At 71.1% G+C, this 19,080-nt stretch carries 19 protein-coding genes; 12 read left to right on the top strand and 7 right to left on the bottom strand.

Annotation, left to right across the window (positions count from 1 at the left end; translation table 11 throughout):
* The first annotated feature begins 5 nt into the window (after positions 1–5).
* Entirely contained in the window at positions 6–842 is an 837-nt protein-coding gene (locus AC3A6Y_RS23205; RefSeq protein ID WP_487870600.1) for a caspase family protein, read from the top strand.
* Positions 843–848: 6 nt separating this feature from the next.
* On the opposite strand, the gene AC3A6Y_RS23200 is transcribed toward AC3A6Y_RS23205, so the two are convergent.
* Positions 849–1,808: an alpha/beta fold hydrolase gene (locus tag AC3A6Y_RS23200; protein WP_487870599.1), complete on the bottom strand. Its 960-nt coding sequence runs from the start codon at positions 1,806–1,808 to the stop codon at positions 849–851.
* 178 nt (positions 1,809–1,986) lie between these two features.
* Between AC3A6Y_RS23200 and AC3A6Y_RS23195 the strand changes: the two genes are divergently transcribed.
* From AC3A6Y_RS23195 to tagF, 11 genes are all read left to right on the top strand, one after another.
* Entirely contained in the window at positions 1,987–2,559 is a 573-nt protein-coding gene (locus tag AC3A6Y_RS23195) for a hypothetical protein (RefSeq protein ID WP_487870598.1), read from the top strand.
* Positions 2,560–2,773: 214 nt separating this feature from the next.
* Entirely contained in the window at positions 2,774–3,346 is a 573-nt protein-coding gene (locus AC3A6Y_RS23190) for a hypothetical protein (protein ID WP_487870597.1), read from the top strand.
* 70 nt (positions 3,347–3,416) lie between these two features.
* Complete coding sequence (locus AC3A6Y_RS23185; protein ID WP_487870596.1) at positions 3,417–3,746, top strand: hypothetical protein; 330 nt, start codon at positions 3,417–3,419, stop codon at positions 3,744–3,746.
* A gap of 28 nt (positions 3,747–3,774) precedes the next feature.
* Positions 3,775–5,394: a DUF4384 domain-containing protein gene (locus tag AC3A6Y_RS23180; protein ID WP_487870595.1), complete on the top strand. Its 1,620-nt coding sequence runs from the start codon at positions 3,775–3,777 to the stop codon at positions 5,392–5,394.
* Positions 5,378–5,818, top strand: a complete 441-nt coding sequence (locus tag AC3A6Y_RS23175) for a hypothetical protein (protein WP_487870594.1) — start codon at positions 5,378–5,380, stop codon at positions 5,816–5,818. The genes AC3A6Y_RS23180 and AC3A6Y_RS23175 overlap by 17 nt, the downstream gene beginning before the upstream one ends.
* A gap of 33 nt (positions 5,819–5,851) precedes the next feature.
* Entirely contained in the window at positions 5,852–6,586 is a 735-nt protein-coding gene (locus AC3A6Y_RS23170) for a GIN domain-containing protein (protein ID WP_487870593.1), read from the top strand.
* A 67-nt stretch (positions 6,587–6,653) separates the two neighbouring features.
* The gene (locus AC3A6Y_RS23165) at positions 6,654–7,274 is read left to right on the top strand and encodes an OmpA family protein (protein WP_487870592.1); all 621 of its coding nucleotides are present in this window, start codon (positions 6,654–6,656) and stop codon (positions 7,272–7,274) included.
* A 146-nt stretch (positions 7,275–7,420) separates the two neighbouring features.
* A complete protein-coding gene (tssJ, locus tag AC3A6Y_RS23160; RefSeq protein WP_487870591.1) occupies positions 7,421–8,656 on the top strand; it encodes a type VI secretion system lipoprotein TssJ in 1,236 nt (411 codons plus the stop codon).
* A complete protein-coding gene (icmH, locus tag AC3A6Y_RS23155) occupies positions 8,653–9,777 on the top strand; it encodes a type IVB secretion system protein IcmH/DotU (protein ID WP_487870590.1) in 1,125 nt (374 codons plus the stop codon). The genes tssJ and icmH overlap by 4 nt, the downstream gene beginning before the upstream one ends.
* A complete protein-coding gene (gene tssM / locus AC3A6Y_RS23150) occupies positions 9,774–13,097 on the top strand; it encodes a type VI secretion system membrane subunit TssM (protein ID WP_487870589.1) in 3,324 nt (1,107 codons plus the stop codon). The genes icmH and tssM overlap by 4 nt, the downstream gene beginning before the upstream one ends.
* Entirely contained in the window at positions 13,094–13,642 is a 549-nt protein-coding gene (gene tagF, locus AC3A6Y_RS23145; protein ID WP_487870588.1) for a type VI secretion system-associated protein TagF, read from the top strand. The genes tssM and tagF overlap by 4 nt, the downstream gene beginning before the upstream one ends.
* 52 nt (positions 13,643–13,694) lie before the next feature.
* Here the strand turns inward: tagF and AC3A6Y_RS23140 are convergent, their stop codons facing one another.
* The 6 genes from AC3A6Y_RS23140 to AC3A6Y_RS23115 form a co-directional block, all read right to left on the bottom strand.
* A complete protein-coding gene (locus tag AC3A6Y_RS23140; RefSeq protein WP_487870587.1) occupies positions 13,695–14,000 on the bottom strand; it encodes a type II toxin-antitoxin system VapC family toxin in 306 nt (101 codons plus the stop codon).
* A 97-nt stretch (positions 14,001–14,097) separates the two neighbouring features.
* The gene (locus tag AC3A6Y_RS23135) at positions 14,098–14,391 is read right to left on the bottom strand and encodes an antitoxin (RefSeq protein WP_487870586.1); all 294 of its coding nucleotides are present in this window, start codon (positions 14,389–14,391) and stop codon (positions 14,098–14,100) included.
* Between the two features lie 235 nt (positions 14,392–14,626).
* Entirely contained in the window at positions 14,627–15,367 is a 741-nt protein-coding gene (locus tag AC3A6Y_RS23130; protein WP_487870585.1) for a PP2C family protein-serine/threonine phosphatase, read from the bottom strand.
* A complete protein-coding gene (tagH, locus tag AC3A6Y_RS23125; protein ID WP_487870584.1) occupies positions 15,349–16,641 on the bottom strand; it encodes a type VI secretion system-associated FHA domain protein TagH in 1,293 nt (430 codons plus the stop codon). The genes AC3A6Y_RS23130 and tagH overlap by 19 nt, the downstream gene beginning before the upstream one ends.
* Before the next feature lie 14 nt (positions 16,642–16,655).
* The gene (locus AC3A6Y_RS23120) at positions 16,656–18,182 is read right to left on the bottom strand and encodes a serine/threonine-protein kinase (protein ID WP_487870583.1); all 1,527 of its coding nucleotides are present in this window, start codon (positions 18,180–18,182) and stop codon (positions 16,656–16,658) included.
* 16 nt (positions 18,183–18,198) lie between these two features.
* Positions 18,199–19,071, bottom strand: coding sequence for a c-type heme family protein (locus AC3A6Y_RS23115; protein WP_487870582.1), 873 nt, complete (start codon positions 19,069–19,071; stop codon positions 18,199–18,201).
* Positions 19,072–19,080: the final 9 nt, after the last annotated feature.

Genomic DNA, 19,080 nt, shown 5'->3' with positions numbered 1-19,080 from the left:
CTGCCATGGCCCTGCTGCCCACCCGCCGTATGCTGCTGCGCTGCGCATTGGGCGCCGCGGCACTGCCTTTGACGCCCGTCATGAGCGGCGCTGCCCACGCCGGCAACGCCGAGTCGCGCATCGCCCTGGTGATCGGCAACGGCGCGTACCGCGCGGCCCCGCTGAAAAACCCGACCGGCGATGCCGCCGCCGTCGCGGCGGCGCTGCGCGGCCTCGGCTACGACGTGACGCTGCGCCAGAACACGCGGCTGCCGGAACTGATCGAGTCCCTGCGCGAGTTTTCGCTGCGCGCTCCCAAGGCCGCGGTCCGGATGCTGTTCTATGCCGGCCACGGCGTCCAGGTGAAGGGCCGCAACTACCTGGTGCCGATCGACGCCGACCCGCAGACCGAAGAGGAAATCCAGCGCCAGAGCGCGGACGTCGGCGAGTTCGTCGACCGGCTCAGCGCGATCCGCACCGGCATCAACATCGTGGTGCTCGACGCCTGCCGCGTGAACCCCTTCGCCGGCGGCGTCATCGTCGGCCCCGACGGACGGCGCCTGAAATTCCGCGGGGCGACGCCGGGCGGCCTGGCGACGCTCGATGCGCCGGTGGGCACCCTGGTCGCCTTCTCGACCGCACCCAACGGCGTGGCGCTGGACGGCGCCAGCGGCAAGCACAGCGTCTATGCCCGCCATCTGCTGGCCAACCTGCCGACGCCGGGGCTGCAGATCGAGCAGCTCTTCAAGCGGGTGCGCATCGGCGTGGCCGAAGATACCGGCCGTGCGCAGGTGCCCTGGGAGTCCTCGAGCCTCACGGCCGACTTCTGCTTCAAATCGGACGACAAGGGCCGCTGCGGGTAAGCCCCGCTACGCGTGGTCGTCCAGGAAGCGCGCCAGGTCGCGCGCGAAGCGCAGCGGCTCGCTCACATGCGGCGAATGGCCGGCCCGCGGGTACACCGAGATCTGCGCATGCTTCACCGTGTCGCGATACCACGCATCGAGCGGCAGGCCGGCGTAATGCGGGCTGCGCGCCCCCAGCACGACCAGCAGCGGCGCATCGAGGCGCGACAGCGAAGCGCGGAAGTCCGCCTGCGCCATCGACTCTGCGAGGTCGAGCAGCGGCCGGATGTCGATGCTCCCCAGGCGCCGGCGCAGCATGCGCCCGAGCGGCGCTTCCACGCCCAGCTGGCGCCGCAGCCAGGCGCCGCCGATCGCACCGACCTCGTTCAGCAGCGTCTCGGCCAGATCCTGGCGCGCCCCGGCGATCAGCCCCGAGAGCATCGTCGCGCTGCAGCCGCCGAACAGCCCCAGGCGCCAGCCGTCGTCGGTCACGATGCGCGGCGACTGGTCGACCAGCGCCACCGCCGCGACGCGCTGCGTGCCGTACGAATGGAGGTACTGCATCACCGCCAGCGCACCCATGGAGTGCCCGACGATCGCCGAGCGCTGCAGCCCGAAGTGATCGAGCATCTCGGCCAGGTCGGTCGCCAGCCGCGCCAGCGTGATGCTGCCGCGCACCGGCCTGCAGCTGCCATGGCCGCGCGCGTCCCAGGCGAGCACGCAACGGTGCCGCGCGAGCCGCCGCGCCACCGGCATCCAGTCGCGATGCGAGCACCCCACCCCGTGCACCAGCACCAGCGGCGGTCCTTTGCCGAGCACGTACACGGGCACCACCTGGCCATCGCCGGCAGTGAAGCTGTCGTAGTCGCCGGTGGCGGGCGCGCCGAGGCTCACCAGCCCGAGATTGCGCAGCGCGTTCCAGGTGCCGCGCAGGCCTGTCAGGCGTGGCGCATGGGGAGGCGGTTCAGGCGGGGCGCCGTCGAGCATGGCGGGCAATCCTACGCTGGCGCGCAGCCGGCCCGAAATCGGCTCGAACCCTTCTTGGAAAAGCCGCTGCAAATCCTTTGAACCATTTCCGAAACGGCCGCAACCCATGGAGCGGGAAGGCAGGCAAATCGGCAAGCCCCACCACTAAACCCTCGTCCCTCACTCTCAGGAGATCATCATGCAAATCGTTCGCAAAGCTTCCGTCCTTGTCGCCCTCGGTCTGGTCTTCGGTGGCGCCATGGCCGGCGAAATCACGGGGTCCACCGTGCTGTCCACCGGCGCCGTCAACACTTCGGCCGGCTTCCTGTCCACGGCGCGCCAGAACATCGGCGTGGCCGAGCAGAACGGCAAGATCACCAACAGCACCGTCATCGTCAACGGCGCCAACAACACCGCCGCGGGCTTCCTGTCGACGGCGACGCAAAGCGTCGGCCGTGCCACGCAAAACGGCAAGATCACCAACAGCACGGTCATCGGCAACGGCCTGAACAACGTGGCTGCCGGCTTCCTCAGCACGGCCACGCAGGAAGTGGGTTTCGCCAAGGACAGCGGCGAGGTCGTGAACTCGACCGTCATCGCCAACGGCGCCAGCAACACGGCCGCCGGCTTCCTGTCGACGGCTCGCCAGCAGATCGGCGGCGCGCAAGGCAACGGCAAGCTGACGAACTCGACCGTCATCGCCTCGGGCTCGGTCAATACCGCCGCCGGCTTCCTGTCCACCGCCGACCAAAGCATCGGCGTTGCCAAGTAAGCCGCTGCCGGGCAAGGCCCGGTTTCAGCCCTCGACCCGACCCGCCCGCGCGCCCGCGCCGGCGGGTCTTTTCTTTGCGGCAGCCCGAGCGCCGTCCCTTTGCTGCGAACGCAAATTCGCTTGAACCGATTGCGAGGCCGCCGCAACCCATGGAGCGGATGGCAAGCAATGGCAAGCCACCACCCCAACCCCGCAACCCTTCAGGAGAATCACCATGAAAGCCGCTCCCAAACTTTCCGTCCTCGCCGCGCTCGGCCTCGTCTTCGGTGCCGCCATGGCCGGCGAGATCACCGACTCCGGCGTGTTCTCCACCGGCGCCGTCAACACCTCGGCCGGCTTCCTGTCCACCGCGCGCCAGAACGTCGGCGTGGCCGAGCAGAACGGCAAGATCCGCAACACGGCCGTGATCGTCAACGGCGCCGTGAACACCTCGGCCGGCTTCCTGTCGACGGCCAACCAGAGCATCGCCCGCGCCACCCAGAACGGCCAGATCAGCCAGACCGCCATCGTCGCCCAGGGCGTGAACAACAGCGCCGCCGGCTTCCTGAGCACCGCCAACCAGGAAGTGGGCTTCGCCAAGGACGACGGCAAGGTGCAGAGCAGCTTCGTCGGCGCCACCGGCGTGAGCAACGTGGCCGGCGGCTTCCTGTCCACGGCGCGCCAGCAGATCGGCGGCGCGCAAGGCAGCGGCAAGCTGACGAACTCGACGGTGCTCGCCACCGCCCAAGTCAACACCGCCGCGGGCTTCCTGTCCACCGCCGACCAGAGCGTCGGCGTCGCGAAGTAGGACCTCGTCCTTCTTCCTTCCCTGCGCCGGCGACTCCCCGCCGGCGCGCTTTCCCACCCAGGAGACCACCATGAATGCAAGCCTCGCCCTCACCGCCCGCATCGTCCTCGCCGCCGTCACGCTGGGCGCCGGCGCCCACGCATTCGCAGGGCAGGAGCTGATGGGCGTCGATACGCGCTTCCGCGCCAAGATCGCCAAGGAAAAGATCCGCATCGCCGCCCAGGAGCGCAAGGCCGACGAGCAGGGAAAGTCACAGGGAAACTCCTCGGACTCCAGCACCTGCGGGAGTCAGAACATCGGCAACATCGACACCGGCGGGCGCATCGGCGCCGGGCCGCGCGAGGTCTTCGTATTCGCCCCCAACGCGATCAACATCGTCGGCCGCGGCGGGTGCCGCTGAGCACAACGTCCCGTCCAAGGGAGATGACATGAAACCGCCCAAAGCCGCGCGCCTTCTCGCGCTTTCCGCCACCCTCGCCGCCCTGGCCGGTTGCCAGACGCTCGAGGTCAAGCAGCCCACCATCGACCAGACCAACGAGATCCGCAAGGGTCCCGAGGATCGGCCCCAGCGCTCGATCACCGGCTTCTCGCATGCGCTGCGCTGCATGGACACGCTGCTGCTCGACTACGGCGTGCGCGACATCACGATGCTGACCGAGGAAATCACCGACGAAACGAAGAAGCTGAACGCCGGCACGCGCGACATGCTGATCTCGTCGGTGTCGGACATGTCGCGACGCAGCCGTGCGGTGCGCCTGGTCGCCTTCGGCAAGGACACGGCGAACGTCATCAGCTATCTCGCTTCGGCGCAGAGCGCGGCGGCCTACCAGGCGATCCCGCTCTACGACATCAAGGGCTCCGTCTCGCAGTTCGACGAGAACCTGGTCAAGAACCAGAAGGACCTCGGCATCGGCTTTGCACCCTTCATCAACATCGGCGCGGCAAAGGATGCGGGCTCCAGCATGCTGGCGCTCGACCTCAGCGTGCTGACCACCAGCGACATGGCGGTGCTCGCCGGCGTCACCTCGCGCAACTCGGTCATGATCCTGAAGCAGGGCAGCGGCATCGACGGCGACGCCGCGTACCACAAGTTCGGCATCAACTACAGCATGAACCTGGCCAAGGCCGAAGGCCAGACGCAGGCGCTGCGCGGGCTGGTCGAGCTGGCGGCGGTCGAACTCATCGGCAAGCTCACCAAGACGCCCTACTGGAGCTGCCTGGGCGTGACCGACCCGAAGAAGAACGACGAGACGCGCCTCGAGATGTTCGACTGGTACCACGCGATGGCCTCGACCCGTATCGAGCTGATCGCCTACTTCCAGAACCAGCTGCGCCGGCGCGCGTTCTACGACGGTCCGATCGACGGCGAATTCAACCCGGCCATCGACGAGGCGATCGCGAACTACCGTGCCGCGCTGGGGCTCAGCCGCGAGGCCGTGCTCAACGAGGAGTTCTTCTACGCCTTCCTCGCGGCCGACCACACCAAGATCAAGCGCCCGGACCAGCCCGCACGCTACGTCGCGCCGACCTCGGTGGCCGGGGCGCCGGCATCGATCCCGGTGGCGGCAAGCGCAGCCTCCGCCAAGCCCGCGGCGGCGGCAGCAGCGGCTGCATCACCCGCGGCGCCGCTGAAGCTGTCGGTGACGGCACCCAGGCAGCAGACCCGATTCGCCCGCGGGGAGTCGATCAGCCTCTCGCTCGCGCCCTCGCAGGATGCGCATGTCTACTGCTACCTGCAGGACGAGGAGTCCAAGGTCATACGCTTCTTCCCGAACCGCTTCGCCCGGGACTCGCGCATCGCCGCGGACCAGCCGCTCACGCTGCCCGGCGCCATGCGCTTCCAGCTCACGATGAATACGAAGGGCGTGCCCGAGACCATCTCCTGCTTCGCAACGCAGCGCGACGTGATGGCTTCGCTGCCGCAGGCCCTGGTCGGCACCGACTTCGAGCCCCTGCCCGGCGCCACGCTCGAACTGATCCGCGGCGCCTTCCTCAAAGCCAGCGGCGGCACGCTCGCCCAGGAGAACTTCCGTGTCCAAGCCAAATGAATCCCTTCCTGGCCGTGCGAAGTGGCTCGGCATCCGCCTGGCCGCCGTGAGCGGGGTCGCCCTGGCCGCCGTCGTCGGTCTCCTGCAGCTGCCCTTCGGTGCGACGGCAGGCGTCGCGACCGCCACCGCCACCGCGGCCACCGACGACCGAGTGGTGACCGCCCTCCCGCCGGCGCCTCCGTCCCCGGCCTCGACCCCGGTGTCGAGGCAGAAGGGGCAAGGCACCTATCGGCTGCGCTGCTGGCAGTACGGCCGCCTGCTGTTCGACGAAGGGCCGGTCACCCTGGGCCCCGAGGCCCGGCAGGGCGCGAAGCTGGTGGCGACCGACCGCAACGGCGGCTCGGTGATCGTCACCGACTCCGGCTGGACCACCTGCCAGGCGCGCCCCTTCCCCCCGGAGCCCAACCTCGCGCTGCCGCGCTGAGGCCAGCGCCCGCCGCAACAGGGAGACCGCACCATGAACTGGTTCACCCGTGTGTTCCCGGCACGCGGCTCGCGACGGGCTGCCGCCCTGGCCGCCGGCTCGGCCGCGGCACTTGCCGCGGCGCTGGCCGGGCCGGCCCGGGCCGCCACCGAGACCCGCAGCGTCGCCGACTTCGACCAGGTCGTGTTCGCCGTCGCCGGCGAAGTCAGCATCGAACAGGGCGCCAGCGAGACGCTGACGCTGGAGGCCGAGCCCGCGGTGCTGCGCAAGATCACGACCGAGATCAGCGACCGGCGGCTGCTCATCGGCCTGGTGCCCGGCCGGATCGAGACCCAGCAGCCGATCCGGATGAAGCTCGGCGTGCGGACGCTGCGCGCCTTCGAGTCGCGCACAGCCGGCGCGATCCGCATCGGGCCACTGCGCAGCGACGCGCTCGCGCTGGTGCTGGCGGGCGGCGGCTCGATCCGCCTCGATCGGCTGGACAACGCGCGCAGCCTCGACGTGCGCATCACGGGCGCCGGCGACGTCGCCGTCGGGGGCGGCAAGGTGACGGCCCAGCAACTGGCCATCACCGGCATGGGCAGCTACACCGCGCCCAGGCTCGCCAGCGAGCGCGCCGAGGTGGCGATCGACGGCAACGGCGAGGTGCGCCTGGCCGCCAGCAACACGCTGGCCGTGCGCATCGGGGGCGTGGGCCACGTGCGCTACCACGGCGACCCGGCCGTGACGCGCTCCATCCGCGGCATCGGCACCATCGAGAAAGATTGAACCGCGCAGGCGGCGCGCGCAACCCATGGGCATCGAGAAATTCAACGCCACGCCCAAGGAGCCCGCCATGACCCGCTACCTCAGCACCCTCGCCCTCGCCCTCGCTGCCGCCTTCCTCACCCCGCAGGTGAAGGCCGAGAAGGTGATCATGTACCGTGAAGGCCAGCTCGTGAACCCGCACGACGTGGCGGCCGTGCTCGGCAACGGCACCCGCTCGATCCGCCTGCTCGACGATGCGCCCGCAGCGCCGACCCCGACCAAGTACGTCGCGGCAGCGGCGGTCGCCCTGGCGAAGACCTCGGCGCGTGCCCCGGCCCGTGCGCCCGCCGCGCCGGACGACGCGGACGGCGACGCCTCCGCGCTGTCCCTGCCGGTGCGCTTTGCCTTCGACTCCGCCGAAATCGTTCCGGCCGCACGGACCCAGCTCGACGCACTGGCCGAAGGCATCAAGCTGCTGGCGCCGAGCAGCATCGTCATGGTCGAAGGCCACACCGACGCCGTCGGCACCGATGCCTACAACCTCGATCTGTCGCGCAACCGCGCCCGCGCCGTGCGCGACTACCTGGTGCAGCGCCACGGCATCGACGCCGCGCGCCTGAAGACGGTCGGCTACGGCGAAGCCCGGCTGGTCGAGCCCGCCGATCCCACCGCCGCGGTGAACCGCCGCGTGCAGTTCCGCGGCAGCTGAACGGGCGGTGCCGGGGCCGTGCCATCGCCCTGCCGCGCGTGCCGCGCCCTCCACTTGTGCCGCCGCTGCGCAGCGCCGAGAATGGGACGCGACAGGCTCCCTCTCCCAGGGGGAGAAGGAGCAATACCCGAGGGGGCAAGACCAGCATGAGGCTTCTCGAAGTCCAGGCATTCGGTGAACTGAGCCGCCGCCACCTGCTCCCCTTCCTCGGCCTCATGCCTGTTCTGTGGAGCGGGCTCTGCCAGGCCCAGGCCCAGGCCCAGCCGCAGGCCAAGGTCGAAGCCACCCGGCAACGCCGGATCGCCCTCGTCATCGGCAACGGCCGATACCCCGAGATTCCGCTGAACAACCCCGAGCACGACGCCCGCCTGGTCGCGCAGACGCTGAAGTCCCTCGGCTTCGAGGTGGGCGAGTACCTCAACCTGAATGCCCGCGACTTCAAGCGCGTGCTGCGGGAGTTCGCGCGCCGCATGGACGACGATCAGGTCGCCTCGGTCTTCTACTACGCAGGCCATGGCGTCCAGATCGGCGGGCGCAACTACCTGCTGCCGGTCGACATCGCGCTGCGCGACGAGGCCGAGGTGCGCGACGAGGCCATCGACCTGCAGGAGGCGCTGCTCGCGCACGTCGACCGGGTGCGCCCACGCGCGCGCATCTTCATCATCGACGCCTGCCGCAACGACCCCTTCGCGGCGCGCGGGCGCTCGCGCAATGCCAACGGCCTGGCCGAGATGGCGGCGCCGGGTGCGCTCATCGCCTTCTCCGCAGCCCCGGGCGGGGTCGCCGAGGACGGCCCGATCGGCGGCAACAGCATCTACACGCGTCACCTCGCCACCGAGCTGCGCTCCCTGGGCGTCGAAGTCGAGGACATGATGAAGGCGGTGCGCGTCAAGGTGCTGCGCGACACCGCCCAGCGCCAGATCCCCTGGGTCAACACCTCGATGGTCGTGAACTTCATGTTCAACCCCGGGGCGGCGCCGGCAGTGGCCGGCTCCAAGCGCAATCTGCAGCTGCTCGTGCAGGCGCAGCGCAGCCTGAACACCGATGCCCGCAACACCTCGGCCTCGCTCGCGCTGCGGGTCTATGTGCTGCGCGATGCGAGCGGATTCGAGAAGGCGAGCTTCGACAGCCTCTACGACGACGACGAGGCGACCCTCGGCTCGAATGTGCTCGTGCGCGAGAGCCTGCACCTGCGCCCCGGCGAGGCGCGCGAGCTGGCCCTGGAGCTGAGCGGCGATGCGCGCGCCCTCGCGGTGTTCGGTGCGTTCCGGGAGATCGAGCGCGCGCAGTGGCGTGCCATCCTGCCCTTGCCCGTCGGGGCGCTGGCGCGCGTGCGCGTCGACGCGCAGGCGCGCCAGCTGCAGCTGGGGTGGACCAAGTGAAGCGGCCCGTCGCCGCCCCCGCAGCGCCGGTTGCCGGCCAGGCGGAGAGCGTCGACGAGCCCGCCGCCGCGCGCGCCCTGCGCGCCCAGGCAATGCCCTTGATCGCCTTGCTGGCCGGCCTGCGGGACGCCACGCCCGCCGATCCGGCTGCACTGCGCCGCACGCTGGCTGCAGCCGTGAACCGCTTCGAAGCGGACGCACGTGCGGCGGGCGTCGACGAGCCCACCGTCGCCGCGGCGAGCTACGTGCTGTGTGCCTGGGGCGACGAGCAGTTCGAGGCGGCCCCCTGGGGCGCGGAAGGCGCCGGACTGCTGCAGCGCTTTCACGGCGAGGCCCACGGCGGCGACAAGCTGCTGCGCCTGCTGGCGCGGCTGGCCGAGAAGCCGCGCGAGCACCGCGCGCTGCTCGAGCTCTTCCACACCTGCCTGAGCCTGGGGCTGCGCGCGCGCAGGGTCCTCGACAACCGCGACCACGAGAACCTGCGCTCGCGCGTGCACCTCGCGCTGCAGCAGGCGGCGCCGGCGCCGGCACTGGTGCCGCCCTGGCACTGCGCGGCGGCGGCCGCCAGCCCGCCCCGGGCGCCGCGCGTCGCGCTGCCCGCAGTCCTGCTGCTCGGCGTGCTGGCCCTGGGCATCTACAGCGCCAGCCAGCTGCAACTGGCGGCGCGCGTCGACGGCGTGCTGGCCTCCTTGCAGAAGCTCGTGCCTGCCGGCACCGCCACCGCCGTTCCCGCAGCGGGCAAGCCGGCGCCGCCGCGGCTCGCCTCGAATCTGCGCGAGGACATCGACGCCGGCCGCCTGTCGGTGCGCGACGAGGCCCTGCGCAGCGTGGTCGTCATCGGCGCGGACGCGCTGGACGACGCCGCCGCCCCTTTGAAGCGCGTCGGCGCAACGCTCGCCAGGCAGCCCGGCAAGGTGCTCGTCGTCGGCTACACCGACGGCAGCGATCCCCCGACGGCCCGAACGCCCTCCGCCTGGCACCAGGCGATGGAATGGGCGCGCGGCACCGCCGACCTCCTGCGGCCCCAGCTCGGCGATGCGCGCGTCGCCGTCGAGGCCCGCGTCGACGCCGCGGGCGGCAAGCCGCTGCGCCGGGTCGAGATCGTCCTGTTCCCGGAATGAAGGCGCCGACCCGCTTCGCGCAAGCTGCCGTGAACCTCGGCGCGGCAGGCGTCCTCTTGTGGTTCGCGGCGCCGCTCCTCGCCTTCGGCAGCTGGCATCCCTTCGACGACGTGCGCGCCCGTGTCGCCTTGCTGGTGCTGGTCGCGCTGCTGCTGCTCGGCCTGCGCGGGCTGCGGCTGCTGCTGGCGCGGCGACGCAACGAGCGTCTGCTGAAGAGCCTCGAATCCGGCGATGCCGGCCCCGAGCTGGGCCAGCGTTTCCGCCAGGCGCTCGCGATGCTGCGCCAGGGCATCGAAGCGAAAGGCGCGCGGCGCTGGTGGCAGGGACGGCGGCAAGTGCAGCAGCTGCCCTGGTACCTGATCATCGGCGCGCCCGGCGGCGGCAAGACCACGGCGCTGCTGCATTCGGGCCTGCGCTTTCCGCTTGCCGAGAAACTCGGGCGCGACCCGCTCGCCGGCGCCGGCGGCACGCGCCACTGCGACTGGTGGTTCAGCCAGGACGCCGTGTTCATCGACACGGCGGGCCGCTACACCACGCAGGACAGCGATGCCGCGGCCGACGCGCGGGAATGGCAGCAGTTCCTCGCGCTGCTGCGCCGGCACCGGCCGGTGCAGCCGATCAACGGCGTGCTCGTCAGCGTCAGCGTGCCCGACCTGCTGCAGGGCGGCGCGGAGCTCGCGCGCCAGGCGGCCGCTGTCGCGGCGCGGCTGGACGAACTGCGCCGCGAGCTCGATCTCGCCTTTCCAGTCTATCTGCTGGTGACCAAGGCCGACCTGCTGGCCGGCTTCGTCGAAACCTTCGGCGACCTCGACGCCGCGCAGCGCGAGCAGCTCTGGGGCCTGGTGTTCGACCCCGATGCCGCCGGCATTCCGGCCGACCTCGGGCCGCGCCTGGCCGAGCTCGCGCAGCGCCTGGCGCAGCGCAGCCCCGAGCTGCTGCAGCATGAGCACACGCCGCAGCGCCGCCTGCCGCTCTATGCCTTCGCGGCCCAGTTCGAAGCGCTGCTCGCGCCCCTCGAAAGCTTCGTGCGCAAGGCCTTCGCCGGCATTGCCGCCGAACCGGCGCAGCGCCTGCGCTCGATCGCGCTGACCAGCGGCACCCAGGAGGGCAATCCCATCGACCGCGTGATCGGCGAGCTGGCGCGCAGCCACGGCCTCGCGCTCAAGCCGCTGCCGCGGCCCGATGCCGGCGGCAAGTCCTTCTTCCTGAGCTCGCTGCTCAAGCGCTTGGTGATCGCCGAAGCGCCGCTGGCGGGCCAGCGGCTGCAACGGCTGCGCATGCGCCGGCGCGCCGTCATGGCCGGCGCCGGCCTGGCCGGGGCCGCGCTGCTCGCCGCCTCTGCCCTGTGGTGGCAGAGCTACCGCCGCAACCTCGACTACGTCGACACCGTGCGCACGCGCGTCGAGCAGCTGACCCAGCGCATCGGCTCGCTCGAATCAGCCAGGCTCGAGCAGGTGCTGCCGCTCTATGCGTTGCTGGAGCGCCTGGCCGCGAACGACGGCATCGATCCGAATGAGCCGCCCGCCGGCTTCGGATTCGGGCTGTTCCAGGGGCCGCGGCTGGCACGCTCGGCGGAGCAGGCCTACCGCGAGATGCTCGATCGCAGCCTGGCGCCGCTGCTCGTCGAGCGCCTGCGCCGCGACCTGCGCGAGGCCGAGGACAGCGCCACGCGCTACGAGGCCTTGCGCGCTTCGCTGATGCTCGCCAGCCCGGAGCGGCTGGTCCGCGGCGAGTTGCGGCCCTGGGCCGAGCAGACGCTGGTGCAGGCGGGCGGCGCGGGCGAACGCGCCGAATGGGCGCGGCATGTCGATGCCCTGCTGGAGCGCAGCGGGCTGCCCGAGGCGATGCGCTCCGACGAGGCCGGGGTGCGCGCGGCGCGCAGCGCGCTCGCGGCGTTGCCGCTGGCCCAGCGGGTGCACGAGCGCCTGCTGCGGCGCGTGGTCGACCCCGAGCCGCCGCAGGACCTGCCCACGCGCCTCGGCGCGGCCGGTCCGCTGGTGTTCGCAGCAGCCGGCGCCGGGCCGATGCCGGCGCATTCGAGCGCCGCCGACTGGCGGCGCAAGCTCTCGCCGGCCCTCGAGGCGATGCTCGACGAGCTCGCGAACGAGGCCGACTGGGTGCTCGGCGACACCGGCGGCGACGTGCGGCGCCTGAAGAACGACCGCGCCTGGCGCGACGAGATCGGCACGCAGGTCGGCAAGCGCCATGCCCAGCGCGTGATCGCCGCCTGGTCGCGCCAGCTCGATGCCCTGGCGCTGGCGCCCGGCAGCGATGCGGAGGGCGCCTCGCGCCAGGCCACGGAACTCACCGTGCCCGATTCGCCGCTGCGCCGCCTCCTGACGCGCCTGGCCGACGAGTTCAGCGCGACGGCCCAGGGCGGCAGCACGGCCGAGGCCGCCTTCGACACCGCGTTGCGCGCCCGCTTCGGCGAGCTCGGCGACTACGCGGCCGGCCCCGGGCCGCAGGCGCTCGACCGTCTTCATGCCCTGGCCACGGCCCGGCGCGGCGCTGCCGCCCATGCCGAGCTCGACGCGACCTTGCGCGCCGAGGCCGCCCGTGCGCCGGCCGCGCTGCGCAAGGTCTACACCGGCCTCGGGACCCTGATTCGCTCGCGCGGCGGTGCCAAGCCCGGTTTCGATGCCGCGCTGGCCGAGCTCGCGCAGACCTGCGAAACCTTGACGCGCGACCGCTTCCCCTTCGGCGCCGCCGCATCGCGCGACATGGCGCCTGCGGATTTCGCGCGCCTGTTCGGGCCTGGCGGGCTGTTCGACGAGTTCAGGCGCAACCAGCTGAGCGAACGCGTCGACACCTCGGGCCGGCCGTGGAAGGCGCGCAGCGCACCCGCCGATGCCGGCATGCCGGGCGCCTTCGAGCGGGCGGCGGCGATCGGCGCCCTGTTCTTCCCCGCCGGGGCACCGATGCCCGAGCTCAAGCTGCGCCTCACGCCGCAGCGCATGGATGCCGCGCTGCTGCAGTTCAGCATCGATGTCGACGGCCAGCTGCTGCGCTTCGAGAACGGCCCGCCGCGCCCCAAGGAACTGGTCTGGCCGGGACCGGCTTCGACCCAGAAAGTGCTGATGCGCATCCTGCCGCCCGGCCCCGCGGGGGTCGGCGCCGAAGTGCATGAGGGCGCGTTCGCCTGGCTGCGGGTGCTGTTGCGTGGCGATTGGAAGGGCGAGCGCGGCGCGCCCGCGCGGCTGTCCTTCGTCGTCGACTCGCGCACGCTCGAGGTGGACGCGAGCGCGGCCGGCGCGCCCGAGGCCGATATCTGGACGCTCCGGGAGCTGGCGAGCTTCCGCTGTCCGCAAGGAAGATGGTGAAGCTGCCGTCGCGTCGCGTGTGCTGGTACGGCAAGCTCCCCGCGCGCGGAGACTTCGTCGGCAAAGGCCTCCCGCCGCGCTGGCGCAGCGACTGGGATGGCTGGCTGCAGCGCGGCCTGGCCCTCGCCGCCACCACGCTGGACGGCGCCACGCTGCGCGAGCGGCTTCGCGACTTCGCGCCATGGCGCTATGTGGCGCTGCCTGCGCCCGGCGAGATGTGGTGCGGGATCATGGTGGCGTCGCACGATCGTGTGGGGCGCGCCTTTCCGCTGACGCTGGTGGAGCGCCTCGCCGTGCCGGCCTCACCAGGCGAGAGTGCTGCACGGCTCGCGTCGCTGCTGGACGCGGCGGCCGAGGGACCGGAAGCGCTGGAAGCGGCGATCGCCGTCCTGCCGCCGCATTCCGGGCAGGGCTTCCAGCCTGCCGAGGCCTGGCCGCCGCAGCCGGCCAGCCTCTGGTGGCCGCTGGCCGCGGGGCAGGATGTGGTGCCCCGGTTGGCGGCCTGGCCGCCGGAGCCGGGGTTGTTGCTGGAGCTGCTGAATTGAATCTTTCCCAAGCTCGATGGGTGAAGCCGTGAGGGGTGATAGGCCCCTTTCCTCACGCCCTGAGCCAGTTCTCGACGGTGAGGCCCGGCACCCTGCGGAAGTGTCGTTCGTTGTCCGTCACGATGATGAGCCCGTGCGCACACGCATGCGCTGCGATCATCGCGTCGTAGTGGTCGATGGGCAGGCCGGCGCGCTCGAGCTCGGCGCGCAGCTTGCCATGCGCGTCGGCGGCAAGACGGTCCCATGGCAGCACCTCGGCCACCTGCAGGAACTCCTGTACCAAGGTGGCCAGGCGCCGCGCCTCGGGGCGCCAGGCCAGGCCATGGATGTGCTCCGAAGCGTGACTGCCGAGATGCACCAGACCTCCTGCGGGAGCGGATTGAGCTTGGCCTCGATGGCCGGCGCGCCACGGATCGCCGCGCTGGTGATGTTGGTGTCGAGCATGTAGACCAGGCTCATTCGCGCCAACCCTCGAAGGGATTGCGCTGCGGCTCGCCGCTGGGCTGAGGACGGTCTTGCATGAAGCTGTCCAGTCCTTCGTTGGCCAGCTCCGCGCGCATTCGCTCGCGCAGGGCGACGAAGCTCGCCCAGCTCTTGCGTGTCTTGGGCGACAACACGACCTCCCCCGAGCGCGCATCGCGCCGGATGTAAACCTCGCTGCCCTCGAAACGGTATTCGGCCGGCAGGCGAACCGCTTGGCTGCCGCCATTGGTGAACAGCCGGGCGGTGCGGGCACTCTCGATGTTCATCATCTTTCTCCTTGTTGGCGCGCGCAGTGTGCTGATCGACTGTCCTGCACAGCCACCCGAACCGGGTTTTGCGTCGACCGCCTCACACGGTGCGCAGCACAAGATCTATGTATATATGACCACAACCCTGGCCCGGTTCGTGCGATCGTGAAAATGTGTTTGGATGGAAAGGGCGACCCGGGCGCGACGCACAGGAGCCGACGAGCGGTGTGATCCGACAGGCTCCTTGAAGGGCTCAACCCGCCGTGCACCACACCGCGAGTGCCGAATAGTTGTCCTGGTCGCTGCGCCCGGCTTGCCGCACACCCGCTTCGAGGCGATCGAGCCAGGCCTGGGCATCGCTGCAGCCGACCACGCTGCGCGCCATTGCCACGTCGTCCAGGGCCGACCACAAGCCGTCGCTGCACAGCAGCAGCGCATCGCCGGAAGCGAGCATCTGCGGCGCTTCCAGGGCCTCGAAGTCGAAGCCCTCGGGCGAACCGAGCGCCGAGGTCAGCTGCCCCGAGGCGGCGGCACTCGCGCTCAGGCCGGCGTCGCGCAGGCGCTCTTCGAGGCTCTGGTCGCGCGTGCGCCCGAGCAGGCGGCTGCCATGCCAGCGGTACAGGCGCGAGTCGCCGGCATGGGCCCAGAGCGCCGCGCCGCTGAACAGATCCAGCAGCAGCACCACGATGGTGGTGCGCATGTCGGCCGTCAGGGTGCCGGCCACCTGTTGCGCGACCACGGCCTCGTTGGCCCCCTGGACCAGCCACTGCAGCGCATCCAGGCTCACCTCCGGATGAAGTGCGAAGGCTTCCAGCACATGCGTCACGGCGGCGCGCGATGCCGTCTGGCCGCCGCCATGTCCGCCCGCACCGTCGCACAGCACGGCGACCAGGGAACCCGCGCCCTCCCAGTAGCCGAAGGCATCTTCGTTGCACTCGCGCCGCCCGGTCTGCGACAGCGCGGCGAGCGAGACGGTCAACGCGCGCCCGGCCATGGCGCCTCCGGCGATGGGGAACCGGCGTCGGGGCCGGGGGCGGCGTTGCCGCGCGACTGGGCTTCGTAGGCGCGCAGGAATTCGCGTCCGAAGATGGTCTGGAAGTCGTCGTCCAGGTGCTCGAGCAACTGGGCGTGCTGCATGCGGTGGCGATTCCAGAGCGCCGCGGCGCGCAGCACGGGCAGGCGCGAAAGGCCGTGCGCCGGCCCTTCCCCGGCCTCGGCCGCCTCGGGGCCCAGGCGCGAGAAGAGCTCGAACACCGCCGCGCGCATGCCGGCCACCATCGCCACCTGGTGCACCAGGAGGTCGTGGTGCGCATCGTGCAAGGCAGCCACCGGGTCGAGGAAGCCGGGGCTGGCCTGGCGCTGCAGCATGCGCGTCAGCGCCTCGGTCGCATCCGGCGAGAACTTCAGCGGGTTGTTCTGGCGCGGCGTGATGTGCGTGCCCTCGGCGCGCATCTGCCGCTTCGTGACCGCGCGGCTTTGCAGCAGCGCCAGCGTGCCCTCGGCCGTGGCCCGCAGCAGCGCGCCGAGGTGCTCCATCCACTCCGGCGTGAGCGGCGCGACCTCGGCGTCCAGGCCGGCGCCGCGGCTGAAAGCCGCTGCGAGCTCGTGCAATTCGGGCGGCACGTTTCCAGCCCGGCGATCGACTCTTCGCGCGGCAGCCGGCGCAACAGCCTCCGAAAGCGGCGCCGGCGATGTCGAATCGGCGAATGCGTCGGATGCACTGGACGGTGTCGGCGGTGCCGCCGGCAGCGGCATCGACGCTGCTGCAGCACTGGGCACCATCGGCGTGCCGGTGCGCACCACATGCCGGCTGGTCTGCCATGACACCACGGCGCTGGTCGCCGCCTCCTCGGGCGAACGTGCAAGGCCGGGCAGCGGCGATCCGGCGGCGAGCGGATCGGGCGCGTCCTCCAGGTCGAACCAGCGGTCCAGGCGCGAGCGCTGCGCAGCCGTCGCCACGGGCTCGACGGCGAGCTCGAAGCCGCCGATGCGCAGGCGGTCGCCCACCGTCAGGGCCCGTTCGCCACCCGGGTCGAGCTGCACGCCGTTCACCCACAAAGGGGTCTTGGTGCTGATGCAGCGCACCCGTGCGGCCTGGCCGGCTGCGACGATCTGCGCGTGCTGGCGCGACACCAGGCGCAGCGGGTCCGTCAGCACCAGGGAGCAATCGACGGAGCGGCCGATCGTGAGGCCCTCGGGCGGCATCGGAAGCGCCGTCGCATCGGGTTCGGTGCCGCCGGGTCGGCGCGTGACACGCAGCGCAATCACGGCATGTTCGATCGTCAGCCGAGGGCACGCCACAGGTCGGCCTGCACGCGGCGAGCATCCATGCTCGGTGTGAGCTGTTCGATCACGTAGGCGACGAACTGCTCGCGGGTCTGCGACTTCGCGGCGCAGCGCTTGGCGACGACTCGCGCAATCGGACCCAGCGAGGAAAGCAGTGCGGCGGCGGCCTTGTCGACATCGCCCTCGCGCATCGGCATGCCGGCCGCCGCATCGCCCGCGCCCTGCGTGGGCCGCAGTTGGGTGGTCGAGGTCGGGACCATGGTGCCGGTGCCGGTGCCGATGCGGGTGGACGGCGCGCTGCCCTTGGCCAGGAAGCGCTCGCGCGCCTCGAAGTCGACGATCGCGCCGGCGACGGCCTGGCGCACCGCCACCAGCGAGGTCAGGCCGCGCGCAGCGCGGCGCACCAGCACGCGCGCCACCGGGCCGACATGCTCGGCCAGCTCGCGCTCGACCCCGGCAAGCGCGGCGGTGTCCCATCCGGTGGGCACCGGGACCGAGGACGGGCTGGTGACGGGCAGCGGCCTCGACGGGCTCAGGGGCGTCGTCGGCGAGTCGTTGATCGGTGGCGCCGATGTCGCGCCCGGCCTGGAAGGCACGGTGGGATCGCGCTCCTTCGCCGCGGCGGGCTTCACTTCGGGGCTCTTGAGCCGGGGCGCGAGCAGGATGCCGGCCGGGAGCACGTCGGGCACCGCTTCCGTGGCCAGCGCCAGCAGCGCCGTCCGCATTTCCATGGCGCTTGCGTAGCGCTGCGCCGGGTCCTTGGCCAGCGCCCGGTCGAGCACCGCGTCGAAGGGCTCGAGCGCGGGATCCCCGGTGACCTCGCTCAAGGGCTTGTGCGGCTCGTAGACGATCTTGTACATGATCGCGTCGTCGGTGCCGACGAAGGGGGTCGTCCCGCTGAGCATCTGGTAGAGGAGCACGCCTGCCGAGAACACGTCGACGCGCCGGTCGACGTCGCTGTTGGTGTACTGCTCGGGCGCAATGTAGCCGGGCGATCCGATGACGGAAGTGCCGCGGGTGAGGTTCGACGATTCGGTGCGCGCAATGCCGAAGTCGGTGATCTTGAGCCGCCCGTCGTCGGCGATCAGCAGGTTCGCCGGCTTGATGTCGCGATGCACGATGCCGCGCTCGTGGGCGTAATGCAGGCCGTCGAGCAGCTGCCCCATCAGGCACAGCACCTGCGACACCTCGAGCTTGCGCGGCGCGTGGATGTAGTCGCGCAGGTTCCGCCCGGCGACGTACTCCATGACGATGTAGGCGCAGTCGTCGTCCTCGCCGAACTGGTAGACCGAGACGATGTTGCGGTGGGTCAGCCGCCCTGCCGCCTTGGCTTCCACCCGAAAGCGCGCCGCCACGCTCGGGTCGTCCTCGCTCGATTCGATCAGGCGGCGATGGATCGTCTTGATGGCCACCGGCCGGTCGATGGCCGGGTCGTGTGCCAGGTACACCATGCCCATCGCGCCCGAGCCGACCACGCCACGGATCGGGTATGGACCGACATAGGAGGGGATGGGTGCGGACATACCGTGGGGGAGGACCTCAGGTCTCCAGCATTTTGATCGCGTGGTCGAGGCTGTGGCGCATGCGCGCGAACGATTGGGCGAGCGTTCCGATCTCGTCATGCCCATGCGTCTTGAATTCCGGGACATCGGGCTCGCCCAGGCTGACGCGGTTGGCCAGCTTCGACAGCGTCGTCACCGGCCGGATGACCAGCAGGTAGAGCAGCAGGTTCAGCACGATGCCGATCGCCACGAAGATGCCGATGAGCGACGCCATGAAGACCTTGAACACCTGCTCGGCGCGCGCCAGCGGCACCGCCATGGGGACCGACACCACCTGCGCGCCGATCACCTCGTTCAGCTGCCAGCCGAAGCCGTTGGCCGGGCCGTACTTGTCGATCAGCGTGCGCGGCGCGGCTTCGACGGTGCTGTGGCAGGCCAGGCAGGCGGCATTGGTGATGCGCAGCGGGCGCGCGATGTAGAGGGAGCGCCCGGTGCCCGACTCCCGCTCGCCGACGAATTCCTTCTTGTCGGCCTGGGTGCGGAAGCGATTCACGATGTCGGCTTCCCAGTCGACCGCGCGATCCCGCGGGTTGGTCGGATTCAGGGTCGCTTCCTTGTAGGTGTAGTCGGGGAAATTCTTGGCCAGCGTCGCCAGCACTTCGGTGGCGGAATAGGCCGGGACCGTCTGCGGCAGGAAGGTGTACTTCATCTGCGTTTCGAGCAGCGGCCGGATCTGGTCGTTGGTGTAGCTGCGTACCGCCACCGCCTTTTCCATCGTGAGGCGCGCATGGTTGAGCACTTCCTCCTTGGCGTTTCTTTGAAGCAGGTCATGGGACACCTTGCCGGCGGCGAGCACTCCCGCGACGAAGACAACCAGGAAGATGAGGTTGAACTTGAAAAGAAGGCGCATGAGGTACTC

The sequence above is a fragment of the Variovorax sp. Soil_C_17 genome (assembly GCF_057657265.1).
The sequence above is the reverse complement of the archived record's forward strand: the minus strand, read 5'-3'. Positions and strand labels throughout refer to the sequence as shown.

Coding starts and splice junctions, on each gene's coding strand:
- AC3A6Y_RS23170 (WP_487870593.1), top strand. CDS start 5,852: ATGAACTGGTTCACCCGTGTGTTCCCGGCACGCGGCTCGCGACGGGCT.
- AC3A6Y_RS23185 (WP_487870596.1), top strand. CDS start 3,417: ATGAATGCAAGCCTCGCCCTCACCGCCCGCATCGTCCTCGCCGCCGTC.
- AC3A6Y_RS23115 (WP_487870582.1), bottom strand. CDS start 19,071: ATGCGCCTTCTTTTCAAGTTCAACCTCATCTTCCTGGTTGTCTTCGTC.
- AC3A6Y_RS23130 (WP_487870585.1), bottom strand. CDS start 15,367: ATGGCCGGGCGCGCGTTGACCGTCTCGCTCGCCGCGCTGTCGCAGACC.
- tssJ (WP_487870591.1), top strand. CDS start 7,421: ATGAGGCTTCTCGAAGTCCAGGCATTCGGTGAACTGAGCCGCCGCCAC.
- AC3A6Y_RS23205 (WP_487870600.1), top strand. CDS start 6: ATGGCCCTGCTGCCCACCCGCCGTATGCTGCTGCGCTGCGCATTGGGC.
- AC3A6Y_RS23195 (WP_487870598.1), top strand. CDS start 1,987: ATGCAAATCGTTCGCAAAGCTTCCGTCCTTGTCGCCCTCGGTCTGGTC.
- AC3A6Y_RS23165 (WP_487870592.1), top strand. CDS start 6,654: ATGACCCGCTACCTCAGCACCCTCGCCCTCGCCCTCGCTGCCGCCTTC.
- AC3A6Y_RS23200 (WP_487870599.1), bottom strand. CDS start 1,808: ATGCTCGACGGCGCCCCGCCTGAACCGCCTCCCCATGCGCCACGCCTG.
- AC3A6Y_RS23190 (WP_487870597.1), top strand. CDS start 2,774: ATGAAAGCCGCTCCCAAACTTTCCGTCCTCGCCGCGCTCGGCCTCGTC.
- AC3A6Y_RS23120 (WP_487870583.1), bottom strand. CDS start 18,182: ATGTCCGCACCCATCCCCTCCTATGTCGGTCCATACCCGATCCGTGGC.
- AC3A6Y_RS23135 (WP_487870586.1), bottom strand. CDS start 14,391: ATGAACATCGAGAGTGCCCGCACCGCCCGGCTGTTCACCAATGGCGGC.
- tssM (WP_487870589.1), top strand. CDS start 9,774: ATGAAGGCGCCGACCCGCTTCGCGCAAGCTGCCGTGAACCTCGGCGCG.
- AC3A6Y_RS23180 (WP_487870595.1), top strand. CDS start 3,775: ATGAAACCGCCCAAAGCCGCGCGCCTTCTCGCGCTTTCCGCCACCCTC.